Source organism: Luteibacter sp. ME-Dv--P-043b (assembly GCF_030209605.1).
Lineage (GTDB): Bacteria > Pseudomonadota > Gammaproteobacteria > Xanthomonadales > Rhodanobacteraceae > Luteibacter.
The window spans coordinates 152,111-168,330 of record NZ_JARVRT010000014.1 but is presented as its reverse complement, the minus strand read 5'-3'; the positions used below and the strand labels follow the sequence as shown (position 1 = coordinate 168,330).

Genomic DNA, 16,220 nt, shown 5'->3' with positions numbered 1-16,220 from the left:
AACCAGGTACACGGCCGCGCCAGCGGCCTTTCATCCGGGTCGCCGCAGGCGTGGCACCGAGGGGGCTACCCGCCGGCTCTTGCTCCAGGCGCCAAGGCTCCAAGGCTCCAAGGCGCCAAGGCTCCAAGGCTCCAAAGCCAAACGCGATGCCGAAGGCGAGCCCACCAACACCACGGCCATACGCAACGAACTTTTCGCCCGGAGCCGCCAAGGCGATACCATTCGGCCTTCACGCATTCTCCACGGACTCGCCCATGGCGTCACGCCACCCACCCCGCTTCGTCGTACGTCGCCTCGAGGACCTCTCGGCGGCGCGGCGCAAGCGCCTCCTGCTGCTGGCCGCCTGGCTGGGCAGCCTGGTGGCCGTGGCACTGGTGACTTGGGCTGCGGTCAGCGCGCGGCAGCCGCATCGCCTTGGCGCATCGGCCACGGCGGCGAGCGGCGATGCCGAAGGCGAGGCGCTGCGCCAGAAGGTCGCCAACGGGCAGCGCGACAGCCAGGTCGCCGAGATTGCCGCCAGGGAACTTCGGCGCAACCTCGCCGAGCGCGACGAGGAAATAAGCGGCCTTCGCGCCGACCTGGCGTTCTACACGCGACTGGTGGGCAACGGCGGCCAGCGCGACGGCCTGAAGATCCAGGGAGCCCGGGCCACAGCGGTCAGGGGCAGCGCGGACGCGTGGAACCTGGTGGTCACCCTCACACGCAGCGCCCGGGGCGGCGATCCGGTCAAGGGCGACCTGCGCCTTGCCGTCGAGGGTATCCAGGACAACACGGTGCGCACGCTGGAAGGCCCCGCGCTCGGGCTGGCCGTTTCCGGGGAGGGCCTGCCGTTCGCCTTCCGGTATTTTCAACAGGTCCAGGGCAGCTTCACGCTGCCGACCGGCTTCCAGCCGACCCGGCTCCGCTTGCAGGCGAAGGGCGCCGGCCAGGAAGAGGTCGCCGCCACGCTGTCCTGGACCGATGTCACACGCAACGACGAGGCTAGCGATGTTCAGCACTAAGGGGAAAACGCAGGGGCCGGCGGTCAATGCCGCGGCGACGAGCCTGATCGCCCGTGGCGTAGTCATCCGGGGCGACGTGTCGTTCAACGGCAACCTGCATCTGGATGGAACCGTGGAAGGCGCCGTCCACGCCGAGGCGGGCAGCGACGGCGTGCTCACCATCAGTGAGACCGGCCGCGTGGTCGGGCGCATCGAGGTACCGCATGCGGTCATCAACGGCGCGGTCACCGGCGATATCGACGCTGCCGAACGCCTGGAACTGGCGCCGCTGGCCCGCATCGAGGGGGATGTGCACTACCAGGTGCTGGAGATGGCGGCCGGCGCGCAGGTGAACGGCAAGATGATCCACCGCGGCCCGGTGACGGTCCGCCAGCTGGCCCAGGCGGCCATCGCCGCGGCGCCGGTGGCATCCGAGGCTTGACCTGTCGCCGATCGGCGCCATTATGGACGGCATGAACAACCCCTTCCCCATGGCTCCGTCGGCATCCGCGCCGGATTACCGCACGGCGGGTGCGCCCCTCATCTTCACCGAGGCCGCGGCCCGCAAGGTGCACGAGCTGATCGACGAAGAAGGCAACCCGTCGCTCAAGCTGCGTGTCTATATCAGCGGTGGCGGCTGCTCGGGTTTCCAGTACGGGTTCACCTTCGACGAGGAACAAGCCGAAGACGACCTGGCCGTGTCCCGCGAAGGGGTGACGCTGGTGGTCGATCCCCTGTCGCTGCAATACCTGACGGGCGCCGAGATCGACTACGCGGAATCGTTCAGCGGCTCGCAGTTCGTCATTCGCAACCCGAACGCGAAGACGACCTGCGGCTGCGGCTCCTCGTTCAGCGCATGAGCGGCACCACCGCGTGAGCAATGTTTTCGCGGGGCTCCAGATCGACCGCATGGCCGAGCGCCGTGAGGATCGGGTCTGGGTCGAAGAGATCGAACGCGCACCCGACTCCCGTTTCCTCGTGCTGGACAGCGAGGGCCAGGCCTTTGTGGCCGCCCAGGCCGATCTGCCGGAGTGGATGCCCCCCGCCATGCGCGCCGAGCGCTTCGGCGATGTGCCGTCCACCCTGCTGGGCCTGGCCGAGGGCAACGCGTGGTTCGCGCTGGTACTGGACGAAGCACACGCCGCGACGTTCATCGACCTGACCGCCGCCCGACGCATGTCCCTGCGCGAGGCCGGGCTGGTGTTTCCGGCCTTCGAGGCGGGCCTGTTCGCCTTCGCCAAGGGCATCGCGCACTGGCAGCGGCAGATGCGGTTCTGCAACCTCTGCGGGGCACCGACCCTCGTCGTGGCGTCGGGCCATCGCGTGCAATGCACCAACCCCGATGGCCCGCACATGCATTTTCCGCGCACGGACGCGGCCATCATCGTGATCGTGGAGGACGGCGACCGCTGCCTGCTCGGCCGGCAACGCGGGTGGCCGGCGGGTCGCTATTCCACGCTCGCCGGTTTCATCGAGCCGGGTGAATCGCTGGAGGATGCCGTGAAGCGCGAGGTGCGCGAGGAATCGGGCGTGGAGGTGTTGCACGCCACGTACCACTCGTCGCAGCCCTGGCCCATGCCCGCATCGCTGATGGTCGGGTTCACCGCTACCGCGAAAACCCGCAAGATCGTGCTCCGCGACGATGAGCTGGAAGACGCCCGCTGGTTCACCGCCGACGATATCGCCGCCGGCATACGCTCCGGCGAACTGGGCGTGCCACCGCCGCTGTCGGTGTCGTACCGGCTGATCGAGCACTGGCTGGCGCAACGGCAGGTATCGCTCGAGCAGCTGCTGGCGGACGCGCCGCGCCACTGAGTTCTTCGCCTACAATCGAGTCATCCATCTACGGATTGCGCTCGCCATGGCCATACGCCTCCTCGCCATCCTCATCGCCCTGGTCGTCGTCTGGAGCGTGCCCCGCCTCGCGCGTTGGCGAGACGACCGCTGGTTCCGCGGCTGGGCCGCGCGCACGGGCGACCTGTCCGGCCCCGGCCGCGTGGCGGTGCTGCTGCTGGTACCCGTCGCCCTGGCCGCGATCATCTCGGGACTGCTTTATTCGCTGCCCTTCTTCGATCTGGCCTGGCTGGTCTTCGCCATCGTCGTGCTCACCTATGCCCTGGGCCCGCGCGAGATCGAAACCGATATCGATGCCGTATTGCGCGCCGCCGATCCCTTGCGCCGCGATGAAGCCCTGAACGCACTGCGCCATGACGAAGCGACCCTGCCCTGGTACGCGCCCGCCCTCGTCGAGGCCGCGTTCTACGGCGCCCTGCGCCGCCGGTTCGGCGTCCTGCTGTGGTTCCTGCTGCTGGGCCCCGCCGGCGCGCTGGGCTATCGACTGGCGCAGGTGCTGGGACGCGACGCCTCGGTGTCGCTGGACGGCGCCACGCGTACGTCGGCACATCGCCTGGCCGACGCGCTGGACTGGCTCCCCGCCCACCTCATGGTCTTCGCCATGGCCCTGGTGTCCGACTTCGACGCGGTCATCGGTGCATGGAAACAGTGGCACCACACCTCGGGCAGTCCACGCTCACGGCTGGAGCCGGATTTCCTCGGCGCGGTCGCCCGCGCCGGCGTGGATGCCGATGTCGAAGCCGGCGACGGCTATGCGCAAGATGTCAGCGATCCGCTGGTCGAACTGGAGGACGCCCGCCGGGTGATCCGACGCGTGCTGGTGGTCTGGATGGCCGTGGTCGCGGTGATCGTGCTGGCGGCATGGGTGGCCTGAGACTGCAGCGAACACATACTCACTTATCGGGGTTTTCCTACAGAAGAGTCCGGTTAGACATTGCGATGCTGCGGGCTCCCCCCACCGCCAAGGAACTGGCATGCGTCATCCCCTCTCCCTGTGTCTCAGTCTCGCCCTCATGGGCACCGTCGGTCATGCCGTCGCGTCGCCCGCATCAACATCCGCTCCTCCCGTCTATCTTCGGCTCTCCGAACTCGGCACAGCGCTAGCCGCCGACGGACAACGCACATCGGCCTCCCACTTCTCGTTTCCCCACCTGGCCGGAGCGGAGACAAAGGCGCGGCTGCTCTGGCTGACCAGCACCGAACTGGCGTCGCGGGAGGTTCGTGAACTCGTGGCGGACGCGCTTCTGCTCGGCGACGGGATACTGGTAAGCCGGAACGACACGGGCGACACGGAACGAGCGATGTTCGGTTTCGCCGGCCAGTCCGGCATGTCGGTCTATCGACGCTCTCCCGACGGGGTGCTGGACGTGATGGTCATCGACGATGCGATGTCCGTCGAAGACGCGACCGCACGCGTGACGGACTGGTTTGCCCGTTCCTCGCCGAAGGACGCTCGGTCGAGACCGGCACGTCTGGCCCGCCAGGTCGAGGGATTGAACGCCGCGGACAAGCTGGACGATGGAAGCTATACCCCGTCACTGCAACTGTGGGTGGACAAGCCGTTCGCCGATGGCCGCCGGATCTTCCACGACATCAAAGTCATGCGCGACGTCACCCCGAGCCGAGACGACAAGGTGGTCATCGTCAAGACACAGGTCAACCAGGCCCCATCGCGCCGCGGCACCTGGTGGAACGGCGCACCCAATCCGGGCGGCAAGTCTTATTACCTGCTCATCCCCGACCGCTATCGCGTCACGACCGGGCTCAACTTCGCCGACAATGCCTCCCTGGTGACGCTGCAGGAATATGCCCCCATCTCCGATGGCGTGAAGGAGCGCACGGTCAACCACTCGCTCAGCATCAAGGCATCGAGCAACCTCAGCGCCACGCCGGATGTCCTCGCCGCCCTCGCCAGCGTCGGGGCCCCGTCGGTGGGCAAACTTCCCGTGACGCTCTCCAGTGGCAGGGAACGCATGGAGACCCAGTCGGTCACCATGACACTCAAGGACTACACGACGCACGTCGCCCCGGTGACGATCGGGCAATCACGTGCCGTGAGCTGGGCATTCCCGCTGGCGAACGATATTGCCAGCGACATCGATTATTTCAAGGATGGCGAGAACCATAACGCCTCGCTGCTTTCCTAGAGGAAAGCCACGCCGATGATGAAGAGCGCCACGCTCGAAATGGCCTCGACATGGCGCATCCAGGGTGATCGCGATGGCGACCTCGTCGTCACCACACGCGCCGATGTCTCCACTCGCGTCTACGACACGCTGGAAAACGATTCCGCTATCGAGGACGACGAGGAGTCCGTCATGGAGCTCACGACACGCGTATCGATGGACTCGCCGTTCCTGGCGCGTCAGCCGGTCGTGCGGTTGCAGTCGCTGGCGGGCACGGGCGCCTGCCTTACCCAGCCGGATGCCGGTCGGCCCGACGTCGTGATGGCGGCCTGCGACCGCGGCGAGGCCAATCGCGGGCAGCAGTGGATGCTGGAGCTGGACGGCACATATCGCAACCGGGCAAGCAAGCGATGCCTCACCGCGGAGGAAACCAGCGGCGAGGTGGTGGTGTCCGACTGCGACAGCCCCTCGCTCAACAAGCAGTGGTCATGGTCGGCCGATCGCATCCACTCGCGCTATGCGGGTGGCAACCACTGGCGCCTGCATGTCCGCGGCGGACGTCCAAATGCCAAGTTCGATCCCGCCCTGCATCAGGTCATCGTGTCCAACGACAGCCATCCGCTGCTACGTCCCTGGTCGTCCTACCCGAACAAGCCGACGCCCGGCGACGTGATTCCGCGGCTCGCTACCGTCTCACCACCGGTCCCGGAAAGCTACCTGGCCTATCGCGAGGTGAGCGCGGACGAGCGCTGGCAGCCCGTCCTGGTGCGCAAGTAAACCGCGCCCGCGCCTGATGCCCCGGTCCGGAGACTGTGGCAGGTCTCGACGCCGACGGCTTCAGGCGCGGTCACCACGAAGTTCATCCACCCGCGCGTGCAGCGACGCGGCGGTCGCCTGCGCGGCCGGCGTGGGCACGCTGCCCACGAGTTCGATCCTGGACCAGAAGCGACGTGGCAGGCGGGTTCGGCCCAGCGCCGTGTCACGCCGGCTGAAGATGCTTCCCCACAGCCCCCGCAACGCCAGCGGCACCACCGGCACAGGGCGGCGGGCGAGGATGTGTTCCACCCCGGGGCGGAAGGGCATGATCGAGCCATCCTTGGTCAGCCCGCCTTCGGGAAAGATGCAGACCACCTCGCCTTCGGCCAGCGCCTGGTCGATCGCCTCGAAGGCCGCGGCGAGTAAAGCCTCGTCCTCGTGGCGGCCGGCGATAGGAATCGCCCTGGCGGTGCGGAAGACGAAATGGAGAACCGGCAGGTCGTAGATCCGGTGATACATGACGAAGCGCATCGGCCGTCGCACGCTGGCCATCAGGATCAACGGGTCCATGAAGCTCACATGGTTGCAGACGACCAGGGCGGCGCCCTCGTCGGGCACGTTTTCCAGCCCCTGCACGCGAATGCGGTACAGCGTGTGCACGAGCACCCAGGTGATGAAGCGCATCATGAATTCGGGTACGAGCGTGAAGATGTATGCGGCCACCGCAATGTTGACCAGCCCGGTGACCAGGAAAATCGTCGGCGTGTCGAGGCCCAGTGCGGTCAGTCCGATGCCGAATCCCGACGCGATGCAGATCAACACTGCGTTGACGATGTTGTTGCCCGCGATCACCCGCGAAAGCCGCTCCCTCGGCGCGCGACTCTGCACGAAGGCGAACAGCGGCACCACGTAGAAGCCGGCGAACGCGCCGATCATCGTCAGGTCGAACGCCACCCGCCATGCACCCGGTGCAGCGAGGAATGCCGTCCAGCCCAGCGACAGGCCCGGGGTCACGCCCGGCCGGGCGAAGAACAGGTCCACCGCGAACACCGTGAGGCCGAAGGCGCCGATCGGCACCAGGCCGATCTCCACGCGCTTGTTCGACAACCGTTCGCACAGCAGCGAACCGATCCCCGTACCGAGCGAGAACAACGTAAGCACGAGCGTATTGACCGAGCCGTCGCCAGCAAGCACGTGGCGCGTGTAATTGGGTAGCTGGGCGATCATCACGGTGCCGAAGAACCAGAACCATGAAATGCCGAGCACCGCGTTGAACACCGCGCGGTCGGCATGGGTGATCTTGAGCACGCGCCAGGTTTCGCTCAGCGGGTTCCAGTTGAACCGGAGCCCGGGAGCGGTCGCCGGGGCTTCCGGAATGGACCGGCTGACGAGGTAGCCGACGACGGCGATCGCGATGGTCGTGAGCGACGCGGCCAACGTGCCATAGCCTGCGATGAGCATCAACGCGTTGCCGACGATCATCCCGACCAGCATCGCCAGCTGCGTGCCGGTCTCCACCAGCGCGTTGCCGCCGACCAGCTCGGTCCGCTCCAGCGCCTGCGGCAGGATCGAGTACTTGATCGGGCCAAACACGGTCGAATGCACGCCCATGAGGAACAGCACCACCAGCAGCAGGGACACGTGGTGGGTAAAGAAGCCCACGGCGGCGATGGTCATCGCCGCGATCTCGAACAACTTCACGTAGCGGATGATTCGCGTCTTCTCGAACTTCTCCGCCAGTTGACCCGCCGTCGCCGAGAACAGGAAGTACGGCAGGATAAACAGTGCGGGCGCGAGGTTCGTATACAGCGAGACCTGGGCGTCGGGCAGCGCCATCTGGAAGGCAACCAGCATGACCATCGCATTGCGGAACGCGTTGTCGTTGAACGCGCCCAGGGCTTGCGTCCAGAAGAACGGCGCGAACCGCCGCCTGGCAAGAAGTGAAAACTGGGACATGCCATGGCCGCCTCGGTAGGTCGACGCAGTGTATCGCAGCGTTGCCGGACCCAGGACGTCGATGCGGCCCGCTGGGGCCGCGACATCGAACCGTTTATCAGCGATCGAAAGCCCGATGGGCGATGTCGCGACGGTGGAACGCATCCGCGAAGTGGACGCGTTCCACCGCCGCATACGCCCGGCCACGCGCCTGTGCCAGGTCGTCGCCAAGCGCGCAGACGGTCAGCACGCGACCGCCGGCGGTCACCGGTCGGCCCTGGTCGTCCTGGGCCGTGCCGGCGTGGAATACCTTCACGTCGATACCGAAATCGCCGTCGGCACCGGTGATCGCGTCCCCCGCGCGCACCTTGCCCGGATACCCTCCCGCGGCGAGAACGACGCCGAGCGCGGGTCGCGAATCCCAGTCGGCGCTGGCCTCGCGTATCGCCCCGTCGAGCGCCGCCTCGACCAGGTCGACCAGGTCGGAGCGAAGGCGCAGCATGATCGGCTGGGTTTCCGGATCGCCGAAACGCACGTTGAACTCGATGACCTTGGCCGCGCCGGTGGCGTCGATCATCAGGCCCGCGTAGAGAAACCCGGTGAAGGGCACGCCATCCGCACGCATGCCATCCAGCGTGGGCTGGATGATCTCGCGCATGACGCGCGCCGAGACCTCGTCGGTGACCACCGGTGCTGGCGAATAGGCGCCCATGCCGCCCGTGTTCGGGCCGAGGTCGCCGTCGTCGCGACGCTTGTGGTCCTGGCTGGTGGCCATGGGCAGCGCATGGCGACCGTCGGCGATGACGATGAAGCTGGCTTCCTCGCCCTCGAGGAATTCCTCGATGACGACACGCGACGAGGCGTCACCGAAGGCCTGCTGGCCGAGCATGTCCTCCAGCGCCGCCTCCGCCTCGGCCAGCGTCATGGCGACCACGACGCCCTTGCCGGCGGCCAGGCCGTCCGCCTTGATGACGATGGGCGCCCCGGTGCCGCGCACGTGCTCCAGGGCCGGCGCCAGCTGCGTGAACACCGCATAGTGCGCCGTGGGGATGCCGTGACGGGCCAGGAACGCCTTGGCGAAGGCCTTGCTGCCTTCCAGCTGTGCCGCGCCGGCGGACGGACCGAAGCAGCGCAGCCCGGCGGCGGTGAAGCGGTCGACGACGCCGGCGACCAGCGGCACCTCCGGCCCGACCACGGTCAGGCCGACGCCTTCGTCCCTGGCCAGCGCCACGAGCGCATCGATATCGGTCACGGCGATGGGCACGTTGCGCAGGCCCGGCTCGTGCGCGGTGCCTGCGTTGCCGGGCGCGACGATCACCTCGTCCACCCGGTTGGACTGGCCGAGTTTCCACGCCAGCGCGTGTTCGCGACCACCGCCGCCGATAACGAGGACCTTCATGCTGTTTCTCCGGGCAAGTAGCCCGGAATTCTATCAGCCGCGCGCCGCCAGCATCTGCAATAGCGGGCCCCGCGGCAGCTTGCCGGTCTCGTTGCGCGGCAAGGCATCCACCAGGCGCAACGGGCGCGGCAGGAACACCGGGTCCATCGAGCGGCGCAGCGCCGCCATCACGGCCTGCTCGGTCATGCCCGGCGCGACCACCAACCCGGCGATGCGGCGGATACCCGAGGCGTCCGCGTCGTCGAGCTGGAACAGCACGCCGTCCTGGACGCCGTCGATGTCGAGCAGCCGGCGGTTGAGGTCGCCCAGCGAGGCGCGCTTGCCCGCGATCTCCAGCAGATCGGTGTTGCGGCCGCGAAGCTGGAAGCGGCGTCCCTCGTCGTGCAGCGAGACGATGTCCGCCAGGGCGATCGGCTCCGCCAGCTGCGGCGCATCGACCAGCGTGCCGTCCGGCTGCGGGTGCAGGGTGACGCCGTGGTACAGCGACCAGTGATCGTCGGTCGCGGTGCGGCGGCTGGCGAAGACGCAGGTCTCGGTGGAGCCGAACACCTCGTGCAACGGCGCACCGAAACGTGCCTCCGCGGCACGGGCGAGCTCCACCGGCATCGGCGCCGTGGCGGAAACGAAGGCGGCAAGGCCGGGCAACGTGACGCCGGACTCCACCAGCGCGCGCAGGTGCACCGGCGTGGTCACCAGCACCCGGGGCTCGGGCATCGAGGCCAGGGCGGTGGCGACGTCGGCGGGAAAGAAGGGACGCCCCGAGTGCACGCTGACTTCCGACAGCAGCGGCATCACCACCGACATCTCCATGCCGTACATGTGCTGCGGGGGCACCGTGGCCACCACATCGAAGGCGCGACCGATGGTGCCCACGAGCATGCCGGCGTTACCGGCGTTGCTGGCGGCGAAGCTGCCCCACGTCTTCACGTTGGGCTTCGGCTTGCCGGTGGAGCCGGAGGTGTACCCGATCGCGACCACCGCATCGGCGGGGATCGCGGGCACGGGATCGGACGACGATGCGGCATCGTCCAGCACGGGCATGCACACGTAGCCGGCCGGCGAAGGATCCAGCAGCCGCTCGCCGATGGCGTACGAGCCGGCATGGCTGGCCATCACTTCGTCCACGGCATGCGTGGCGCGCGAGGGTGGCAGCAGGTTGGTCTGGCCGCGCACGATCAGTGCCGCGAAGGCGACGAGGAACGCGTAGCGGTCCTCGCAGAGGTTGACGGCACTGCCCGCCTCGGGAAGCAGCGCGGCCACCTGGCGCACATGGGCCAGAAAGGTCGACACGGTGACGGGGCGACCGTCGCGCCAGGCGACCACGCGCGAGGGCGCGCCGATCAGCAGCGGCAGGCTGGGCGCGTTTTCACGGCCGGAGAGTTCGCAAGCGGTCGACACGGTGGTTCCCCCTGTTTCAGGCGCGGATGATAGCGCCGGTCAAGGCGTCGCGGATGGTGGTGGGACGCGACTGGTCGCCCAGCGGGGCGTCCAGGGCGTCGTCCAGGCGGTCGCCGAAGTAGTGTTCCAGCGTGGCGAGGTCGCGCGCGGGCGGCTGGCCGTGCGGATTGGCGCTGGTGGATACCAGCGGCCCACCGAACGCCTGGCACAGCGCGGCGGAGGGCGCATGCGCGGTCACGCGCAACGCGATGCCGGCATGGCCACCGGCGACCCAGTCGGGCACATCGCCACTGCGCGGGAACACCCAGGTATGCGGCCCGGGCCACGACTGACGCACATCCTCGAGGACCTGCGCCGGCACGGCGCCGACGTCGATGTAGGGGCGAACCTGATCGAAATCCGCGGCGATGAGCAGCACGCCCAGCGACGAGGGGCGCCCCTTGAGCGCGAAGATCCGCTCGAAGGCCGCCCGGTCGTGCGGGTCGCAACCGAGGCCGAACACGGCCTCGGTCGGGTAGGCGAGCACGCCGCCCTCGCGAAGCCGGGCAGCGGCCAGGGCGACATCGGCGAGAGCGATGCGTCGCATGTCAGTCCGCGGCGGGCGACGCCGTCTTGGACGCCGCAGTGCCGGCGGCCTTCTTCGCTGCCGTCTTCTTCGTCGCGGACGCTTTCTTCGCAGCTGTCTTCTTTGCGGCGGTTTTCTTCGCCGTGGATTTCTTCGCGCCGGACTTTTTCGCCGCCGCTTTCTTTACGGCCGTTTTTTTCGCCGGCGCGTCGCCCGCGGCCTTCTTCGTGGTCGCCTTCTTTGCAGCGGCCTTCTTCGTCGCGGTTTTCTTCGCCGCACGGCCGCCGCGCGGCTTCTTGATCGGCGCGGCCGCCAGCAGTTCACGGCATTCGGCTTCGGTCAGCGACTTCGGCTCCTTGTCCTTGGGGATGCGCGCGTTCTTTTCGCCGTCGGTAATGTACGGACCGTAGCGACCGTTCAGCACCTGCACGCCGTCGCCGAAGTCCAGGATGATGCGGTTGGCGATGGCCTCGAGCTTCTCCTGCACCAGCTGCAAAGCCCGCGGCAGCTCGATGGTGTAAGGGTCGTCTTCCGGCTTGAGCGAGGCATACATGCTGCCCTGCTTCACGAAGGGACCGAACCGGCCCACGCCGACGGTGACCTCGTCGCCCGCCTCCGACTGGCCCAGGTTGCGCGGCAGCTTGAACAGTTCCATCGCCTCCGGCAGCGTGATGGTGTGCATGCTCTGGCCGGGACGCAGGCTGGCGTAGGTGGGCTTGGCCTCGTCGTCCTTGCTGCCGATCTGCGCGTAAGCGCCATAGCGGCCCAGGCGCACCGACACCGGCTTGCCGGATTTCGGATCGTCACCGAGTTCGCGCGCGCCCGTTGCCTCGTTGCGGTCGACCGATTCGGTCTTGTCGTCCACCAGCGTCTTGAACGGCTGCCAGAACCGCTCCAGGAGCGGCACCCAGGCTTCTTCGCCACGGCTGACCGCGTCCAGTTCGTCTTCGAGCCGGGCGGTGAAGTCGTAATCGACGTATTGGGCGAAGTGGCCGGAAAGGAACTGGCTGACGGCGCGACCCACATCGGTCGGCTTGAACCGGCGGCTTTCCAGGAGCACGTATTCGCGGCTGAGCAGCACCTGGATGATGCTGGCGTAGGTGGACGGACGGCCGATGCCGTATTCCTCGAGCGTCTTGACCAGGCTGGCTTCGGAGAAGCGCGGCGGCGGCTCGGTGAAATGCTGGTCGGCCGCGATGGCGGCGACCGGCACGACCTCGCCCTGGGTCAGGCGCGGCAGGCGGCGCTGGTCGTCGTCTTCATCGCCCTTCTGGTCCTTGCCTTCCTCGTAAACGGCGAGGAAGCCCGGGTCGATCACCGTGGTGCCGGTGGCACGGAACGCGGAGTCGGCCACGGGGAACTCCACCGAGACGGTGTTGAGCGTGGCGTGGACCATCTGGCAGGCGACCGTGCGCTTCCAGATGAGTTCGTAGAGCTTGCGCTGGTCGTCGTTGAGGAACGAGCCGACGCTGCGCGGCGTGCGCATGGCGGAGGTGGGGCGGATGGCCTCGTGCGCTTCCTGCGCGTTCTTCGACTTGGACTTGTAGGCCTGCACCGCGTCGGGCAAGGCGTTCCTGCCGTATTCGTTGGCGATCAGCTCGCGCAGTTCGGTCGTGGCGTCGTTGGACAGGGCCACGGAGTCGGTACGCATGTAGGTGATCAGGCCGACGTTGCCCTCGCTGCCCAGGCCGACGCCTTCGTAGAGGCCCTGGGCGATACGCATGGTGCGGCTGGTGGAAAAACCGAGCTTGCGCGCGGCCTCCTGCTGCAGCGTGGAGGTGGTGAACGGCGGCGCCGGGCGACGCTTGCGCTCCTTGCTGGTGACCTCACCGACAGTGAAATTGCCGGCCGCGGCCTGTTCCAGCGCAGTGCGCGCCGACATCGCATCGGCCTCGTTGGTGAGGTCGAACTGCTCGAACTTCTTGCCGTCCAGGCGGACCAGGCGGGCGTCGAAGGCGCCGTCCTTGTGCGTGAGGTTGGCCTGGATGGTCCAGTACTCCCGCGCCCGGAAGGCTTCGATTTCCAGTTCGCGCTCGACGATCATGCGTAGCGCGGGCGACTGCACGCGCCCTGCCGACAGGCCCCGCTGCACCTTGCGCCAGAGCACCGGCGACAGGTTGAAGCCGACCAGGTAATCCAGCGCGCGGCGCGCCTGCTGGGCATCGACCAGGTCGTGCGAGAGCTTGCGCGGGTTGGCCACGGCTTCCTTGATGGCCTTGGGGGTGATCTCGCTGAACACCACCCGTTGCACGTCCTTGCCCTCGAGCAGGCCGCGCTCGCGAAGGATCTCGCTGATGTGCCAGGAGATGGCCTCGCCTTCGCGATCCAAGTCGGTCGCGAGGTAGATGCTGCTGGCGGCCTTGGCCGCCTTGGCGATGGCATCGACGTGTTTCTCGTTGCGTTCGATCACCTCGTAGGCCATGGCGAAGCCGTGCTCGGGATCGACCGCGCCCTCCTTGGGCCGAAGATCGCGCACGTGGCCGTACGACGCCAGCACCTGGAAATCCGTGCCGAGGTACTTGTTGATCGTCTTGGCCTTGGCGGGCGACTCGACGATGAGCAGGTTCTTTGCCATGCGTTAACCGATTCCGAAAACCGCCGGGGCCAGGGGGCCCCAGGGTATGTATATATTTAGTGGGACCATAACGCCGGGATGCCTGTCAAGCGGCACGTGCTTACATCACGCGCTGATAACGGTTTCCAGGGAGGCAGGCGACCTCGCCTTCCAGTTCGAGAATCAGCAGCATGGACGACAGCGGCCCGGCGGCGAGCCCCGTCGTGCCCACCAGGGCGTCCAGAGAAGCGGGATCGTACCCCATGACGTCCAGCAGGCGGCGATATTCCTCATCGGCCCGCCAGTCGAACGGAGCGCGCCTGGACCGGGCGGTGGCCGGTGCGGCCTGGTCGGCGGCCAGCCGCTCACGCAGCTGGGCGCCCAGTTCCATGGCGGCCGGCGCCAGCGCGGCCAGCACTTCGTCCGGCCGCTGGACCAGCCGGGCGCCATCGGCGATCAGCGCGTGACAGCCCTCGGCCAGCGGATTATGGATGGAACCGGGCAGGGCGAAGACGTCCCTGCCCTGCTCGCCGGCGACCCGGGCGGTGATCAGCGAGCCCGAGCGCAGCCCGGCCTCGACCACCACCACCCCCAGGCTGAGCCCGGCGATGATGCGATTGCGCTGGGGAAAGTGGTAGGCCACGCCGTTGGTGCCCGGCGAATACTCGCTGACGATGGCCCCCTGGGCGGCGATGCGCCGGGCCAGGGCGTGGTGCTTCGGCGGATAGACCCGGTCCGGGCCGGTGCCGATGACGGCGATGGTCGGCTGACCGGCATCCAGGGCGGCCTCGTGGGCAGCGCCGTCGATGCCGTCGGCCATGCCGCTGGTGACCACCAGGCCCCCTTCGGCCAGGCCGGCGGCGAACCGGCGGGCATTGGCCAGGCCGGGTGCCTGGGCCTTTCGCGCGCCCACGATGGCGACCTGCGGACGCAGCAGCAAGGTGGCATCGCCCTTGACGAACAGCGCGGCCGGCGGGTCGGGGATAGCTTCCAGCTGTGGGGGGAAATCTTCCTCCGTGCACAGCAGCAGCCGCTGGTCGTCGCCGCCATTCACCCAGGCGAGGTCGCCGGCCAGGGCGGTTTCGTCAGGCCGCTCCAGCCAGGCCTGGCTTTCCGCGTCGAGCGCCTCGGTGTGTCGCAGCAGCCAGGCGAGCAGCGCGGGGGCGCTGCCGCGGGCCTGCAGGCCCTCGCGCAGCTGTCGGGCGCTGACGCCGGGTGTGCGCAGGAGGATCAGCCAGGCGCGGAGGTCGTCGGTGTCGGTCATCCGGCCAGTGTAGACACTCCGGCCGGGCTGGCTATCGGCGAACGACCCGTCGGTGTCGCCGTTATTCCGGCATGACCAGCTTCTGGCCCTTCCTGATCGGACGGTAGGCGTCCATCACAAGGGCGTAGCTGACGTGGTCGAACGTGCGGAACACCATGAGGTGGCCGGCGAATTCATCCGGCAGCTTGACCTTGCGGGAGGTGTCGCGGCGCTCGTAGTTGCCGCCCACTTCATCGGGGATGACCTCACCCTGGTCCATCACGGTGAAGGTGGTGCCGTTGTCCACGCCATCGGCCGAGCCCGCGGAGATGGACACCACCTGGCGGCTGCCGGCGAAATTGCCATCGGCGATGCCGATGACCCGGCCGTCCCGCGGCAGGCCCTTCGGCGCGTGCGGGTAGAAATAGGGATCGTACGGTTTGTCGTCCACCTGCATCAGGCGGTCGCCCTTGCGGATCTCCTGCGTGGAGTCGACCAGGACCAGGCTGGCCACGTTGTGCTCGGGCTGCACCGCGATCACCTCGGCGGTGCCGATGACGGACACTTCCACGCCGCGATCCACGCCACGGCCGGTGTGCGTGTCGTGGCGGGAATCCTCGCGCCACGGGCTGGGCGCCATCGAGGCGTCGCTGTCCAGCTCGTCGGCCACGAAGGCGCCGTGGCTGGGATTGTTGAGCATGTCCTTGTCGCCGGCATACGTGCCATGGTCGCGGAAGCGGTTGGACGGGCGGACGATGGCCCAGCGCTGGCCCGGCAGGGCCGAATCCAGGTCGCGGGCGTAGATCTTGTTACCCGGCGACGCGCGCAGGTGCGACTCCTCGAAGCCGACCAGGTAGGGCAGGCGATCCACGTCGTCCGCGCCCATGACCCGCATTTCCTTGAGGAACATACGCAGGTCGGCGAGCGGAATGGCGGGAACGGCGTCGCCCTCGCTGCGCACGCGGGGCTCCATGCTCAGACGCGGACCGCTGCCGACGGACATCGACAGGTTCAGGACATCGCCCGGATAGATGAGGTGCGGATTGCGGACCTGGGGATTGGCCTGCCAGATCTCGGGCCACAACCACGGTTTGCTCAGGAATCGCGCGGAAATATCCCACAGCGTGTCGCCCCGGCGGACCGTGTAGGTATCCGGATGATCGGGGCGTAGCTGGGCAGCCGCGGCGTAGACAGCCACGGTGAAGAACATGCCGGCGAGCAGCATGGCGAACTTCTTGATCATGCGGGATTTCCCCCTTCCCCGGTGCTGTCGCGAGTGTAACTGAATCGTTAAGGGGCACAATACTCGGCGTGACTCGCCCCGTCCCCGGCGCGCGCGTAGAATACAGGCTCATCCTACCTTTGCCCCTGCTTGGTTTCCGCCGATCCGCCCGCAATGTGTCGGCTATC

14 protein-coding genes are annotated in these 16,220 nt (G+C 67.9%); 7 read left to right on the top strand and 7 right to left on the bottom strand.

Features of this window, described 5'->3' with window-relative positions; translation table 11 throughout:
- Positions 1–254: 254 nt before the first annotated feature.
- The 7 genes from QRN34_RS09235 to QRN34_RS09205 all read left to right on the top strand — a co-directional run bounded on the left by QRN34_RS09235 (position 255) and on the right by QRN34_RS09205 (position 5,737).
- On the top strand, positions 255–1,001 hold the full coding sequence (locus QRN34_RS09235; protein ID WP_285403974.1) for a DUF6776 family protein: 747 nt from the start codon (positions 255–257) through the stop codon (positions 999–1,001).
- A complete protein-coding gene (locus QRN34_RS09230; protein ID WP_285403973.1) occupies positions 988–1,422 on the top strand; it encodes a polymer-forming cytoskeletal protein in 435 nt (144 codons plus the stop codon). Before QRN34_RS09235 ends, QRN34_RS09230 begins: the two co-directional genes overlap by 14 nt.
- A 31-nt stretch (positions 1,423–1,453) precedes the next feature.
- Positions 1,454–1,840 carry an iron-sulfur cluster insertion protein ErpA gene (gene erpA, locus QRN34_RS09225; RefSeq protein ID WP_081916807.1) on the top strand — a complete coding sequence of 129 codons (387 nt, stop codon included), beginning with the start codon at positions 1,454–1,456 and terminating at the stop codon, positions 1,838–1,840.
- Positions 1,841–1,853: 13 nt separating this feature from the next.
- The gene (nudC, locus tag QRN34_RS09220; RefSeq protein WP_285403972.1) at positions 1,854–2,795 is read left to right on the top strand and encodes an NAD(+) diphosphatase; all 942 of its coding nucleotides are present in this window, start codon (positions 1,854–1,856) and stop codon (positions 2,793–2,795) included.
- 46 nt (positions 2,796–2,841) lie between these two features.
- Positions 2,842–3,708 (top strand): beta-lactamase induction protein, encoded by an 867-nt coding sequence (locus QRN34_RS09215; protein ID WP_285403971.1) that lies wholly within the window; start codon positions 2,842–2,844, stop codon positions 3,706–3,708.
- A 139-nt stretch (positions 3,709–3,847) separates the two neighbouring features.
- Positions 3,848–4,981 (top strand): hypothetical protein, encoded by a 1,134-nt coding sequence (locus QRN34_RS09210; RefSeq protein WP_285403970.1) that lies wholly within the window; start codon positions 3,848–3,850, stop codon positions 4,979–4,981.
- Positions 4,982–4,996: 15 nt separating this feature from the next.
- Positions 4,997–5,737: an RICIN domain-containing protein gene (locus tag QRN34_RS09205; protein WP_285403969.1), complete on the top strand. Its 741-nt coding sequence runs from the start codon at positions 4,997–4,999 to the stop codon at positions 5,735–5,737.
- Between the two features lie 60 nt (positions 5,738–5,797).
- Here QRN34_RS09205 and QRN34_RS09200 read toward each other — a convergent pair whose 3' ends face one another.
- From QRN34_RS09200 to QRN34_RS09170, 7 genes are all read right to left on the bottom strand, one after another.
- A complete protein-coding gene (locus QRN34_RS09200) occupies positions 5,798–7,672 on the bottom strand; it encodes an MFS transporter (protein WP_285403968.1) in 1,875 nt (624 codons plus the stop codon).
- Positions 7,673–7,769: 97 nt separating this feature from the next.
- Positions 7,770–9,050, bottom strand: a complete 1,281-nt coding sequence (gene purD / locus QRN34_RS09195) for a phosphoribosylamine--glycine ligase (protein ID WP_285403966.1) — start codon at positions 9,048–9,050, stop codon at positions 7,770–7,772.
- 33 nt (positions 9,051–9,083) lie between these two features.
- Positions 9,084–10,448 (bottom strand): AMP-binding protein, encoded by a 1,365-nt coding sequence (locus QRN34_RS09190; protein WP_285403965.1) that lies wholly within the window; start codon positions 10,446–10,448, stop codon positions 9,084–9,086.
- Between the two features lie 16 nt (positions 10,449–10,464).
- Positions 10,465–11,034 carry a Sua5/YciO/YrdC/YwlC family protein gene (locus tag QRN34_RS09185; protein WP_285403964.1) on the bottom strand — a complete coding sequence of 190 codons (570 nt, stop codon included), beginning with the start codon at positions 11,032–11,034 and terminating at the stop codon, positions 10,465–10,467.
- A gap of 1 nt (position 11,035) precedes the next feature.
- Positions 11,036–13,588: a DNA topoisomerase I gene (locus tag QRN34_RS09180; protein ID WP_285403963.1), complete on the bottom strand. Its 2,553-nt coding sequence runs from the start codon at positions 13,586–13,588 to the stop codon at positions 11,036–11,038.
- Positions 13,589–13,688: 100 nt separating this feature from the next.
- Complete coding sequence (dprA, locus tag QRN34_RS09175; protein ID WP_285403962.1) at positions 13,689–14,831, bottom strand: DNA-processing protein DprA; 1,143 nt, start codon at positions 14,829–14,831, stop codon at positions 13,689–13,691.
- Between the two features lie 61 nt (positions 14,832–14,892).
- Positions 14,893–16,053 (bottom strand): LysM domain-containing protein, encoded by a 1,161-nt coding sequence (locus QRN34_RS09170; RefSeq protein ID WP_285403961.1) that lies wholly within the window; start codon positions 16,051–16,053, stop codon positions 14,893–14,895.
- Between the last annotated feature and the right edge of the window lie 167 nt (positions 16,054–16,220).

What these genes read in the sequence shown, in the direction of transcription:
- QRN34_RS09235 (WP_285403974.1), top strand. Translation starts at nt 255, where the DNA reads ATGGCGTCACGCCACCCACCCCGCTTCGTCGTACGTCGCCTCGAGGAC.
- QRN34_RS09230 (WP_285403973.1), top strand. Translation starts at nt 988, where the DNA reads ATGTTCAGCACTAAGGGGAAAACGCAGGGGCCGGCGGTCAATGCCGCG.
- erpA (WP_081916807.1), top strand. Translation starts at nt 1,454, where the DNA reads ATGAACAACCCCTTCCCCATGGCTCCGTCGGCATCCGCGCCGGATTAC.
- QRN34_RS09215 (WP_285403971.1), top strand. Translation starts at nt 2,842, where the DNA reads ATGGCCATACGCCTCCTCGCCATCCTCATCGCCCTGGTCGTCGTCTGG.
- QRN34_RS09210 (WP_285403970.1), top strand. Translation starts at nt 3,848, where the DNA reads ATGGGCACCGTCGGTCATGCCGTCGCGTCGCCCGCATCAACATCCGCT.
- QRN34_RS09205 (WP_285403969.1), top strand. Translation starts at nt 4,997, where the DNA reads ATGATGAAGAGCGCCACGCTCGAAATGGCCTCGACATGGCGCATCCAG.
- QRN34_RS09200 (WP_285403968.1), bottom strand. Translation starts at nt 7,672, where the DNA reads ATGTCCCAGTTTTCACTTCTTGCCAGGCGGCGGTTCGCGCCGTTCTTC.
- purD (WP_285403966.1), bottom strand. Translation starts at nt 9,050, where the DNA reads ATGAAGGTCCTCGTTATCGGCGGCGGTGGTCGCGAACACGCGCTGGCG.
- QRN34_RS09185 (WP_285403964.1), bottom strand. Translation starts at nt 11,034, where the DNA reads ATGCGACGCATCGCTCTCGCCGATGTCGCCCTGGCCGCTGCCCGGCTT.
- QRN34_RS09180 (WP_285403963.1), bottom strand. Translation starts at nt 13,588, where the DNA reads ATGGCAAAGAACCTGCTCATCGTCGAGTCGCCCGCCAAGGCCAAGACG.
- dprA (WP_285403962.1), bottom strand. Translation starts at nt 14,831, where the DNA reads ATGACCGACACCGACGACCTCCGCGCCTGGCTGATCCTCCTGCGCACA.
- QRN34_RS09170 (WP_285403961.1), bottom strand. Translation starts at nt 16,053, where the DNA reads ATGATCAAGAAGTTCGCCATGCTGCTCGCCGGCATGTTCTTCACCGTG.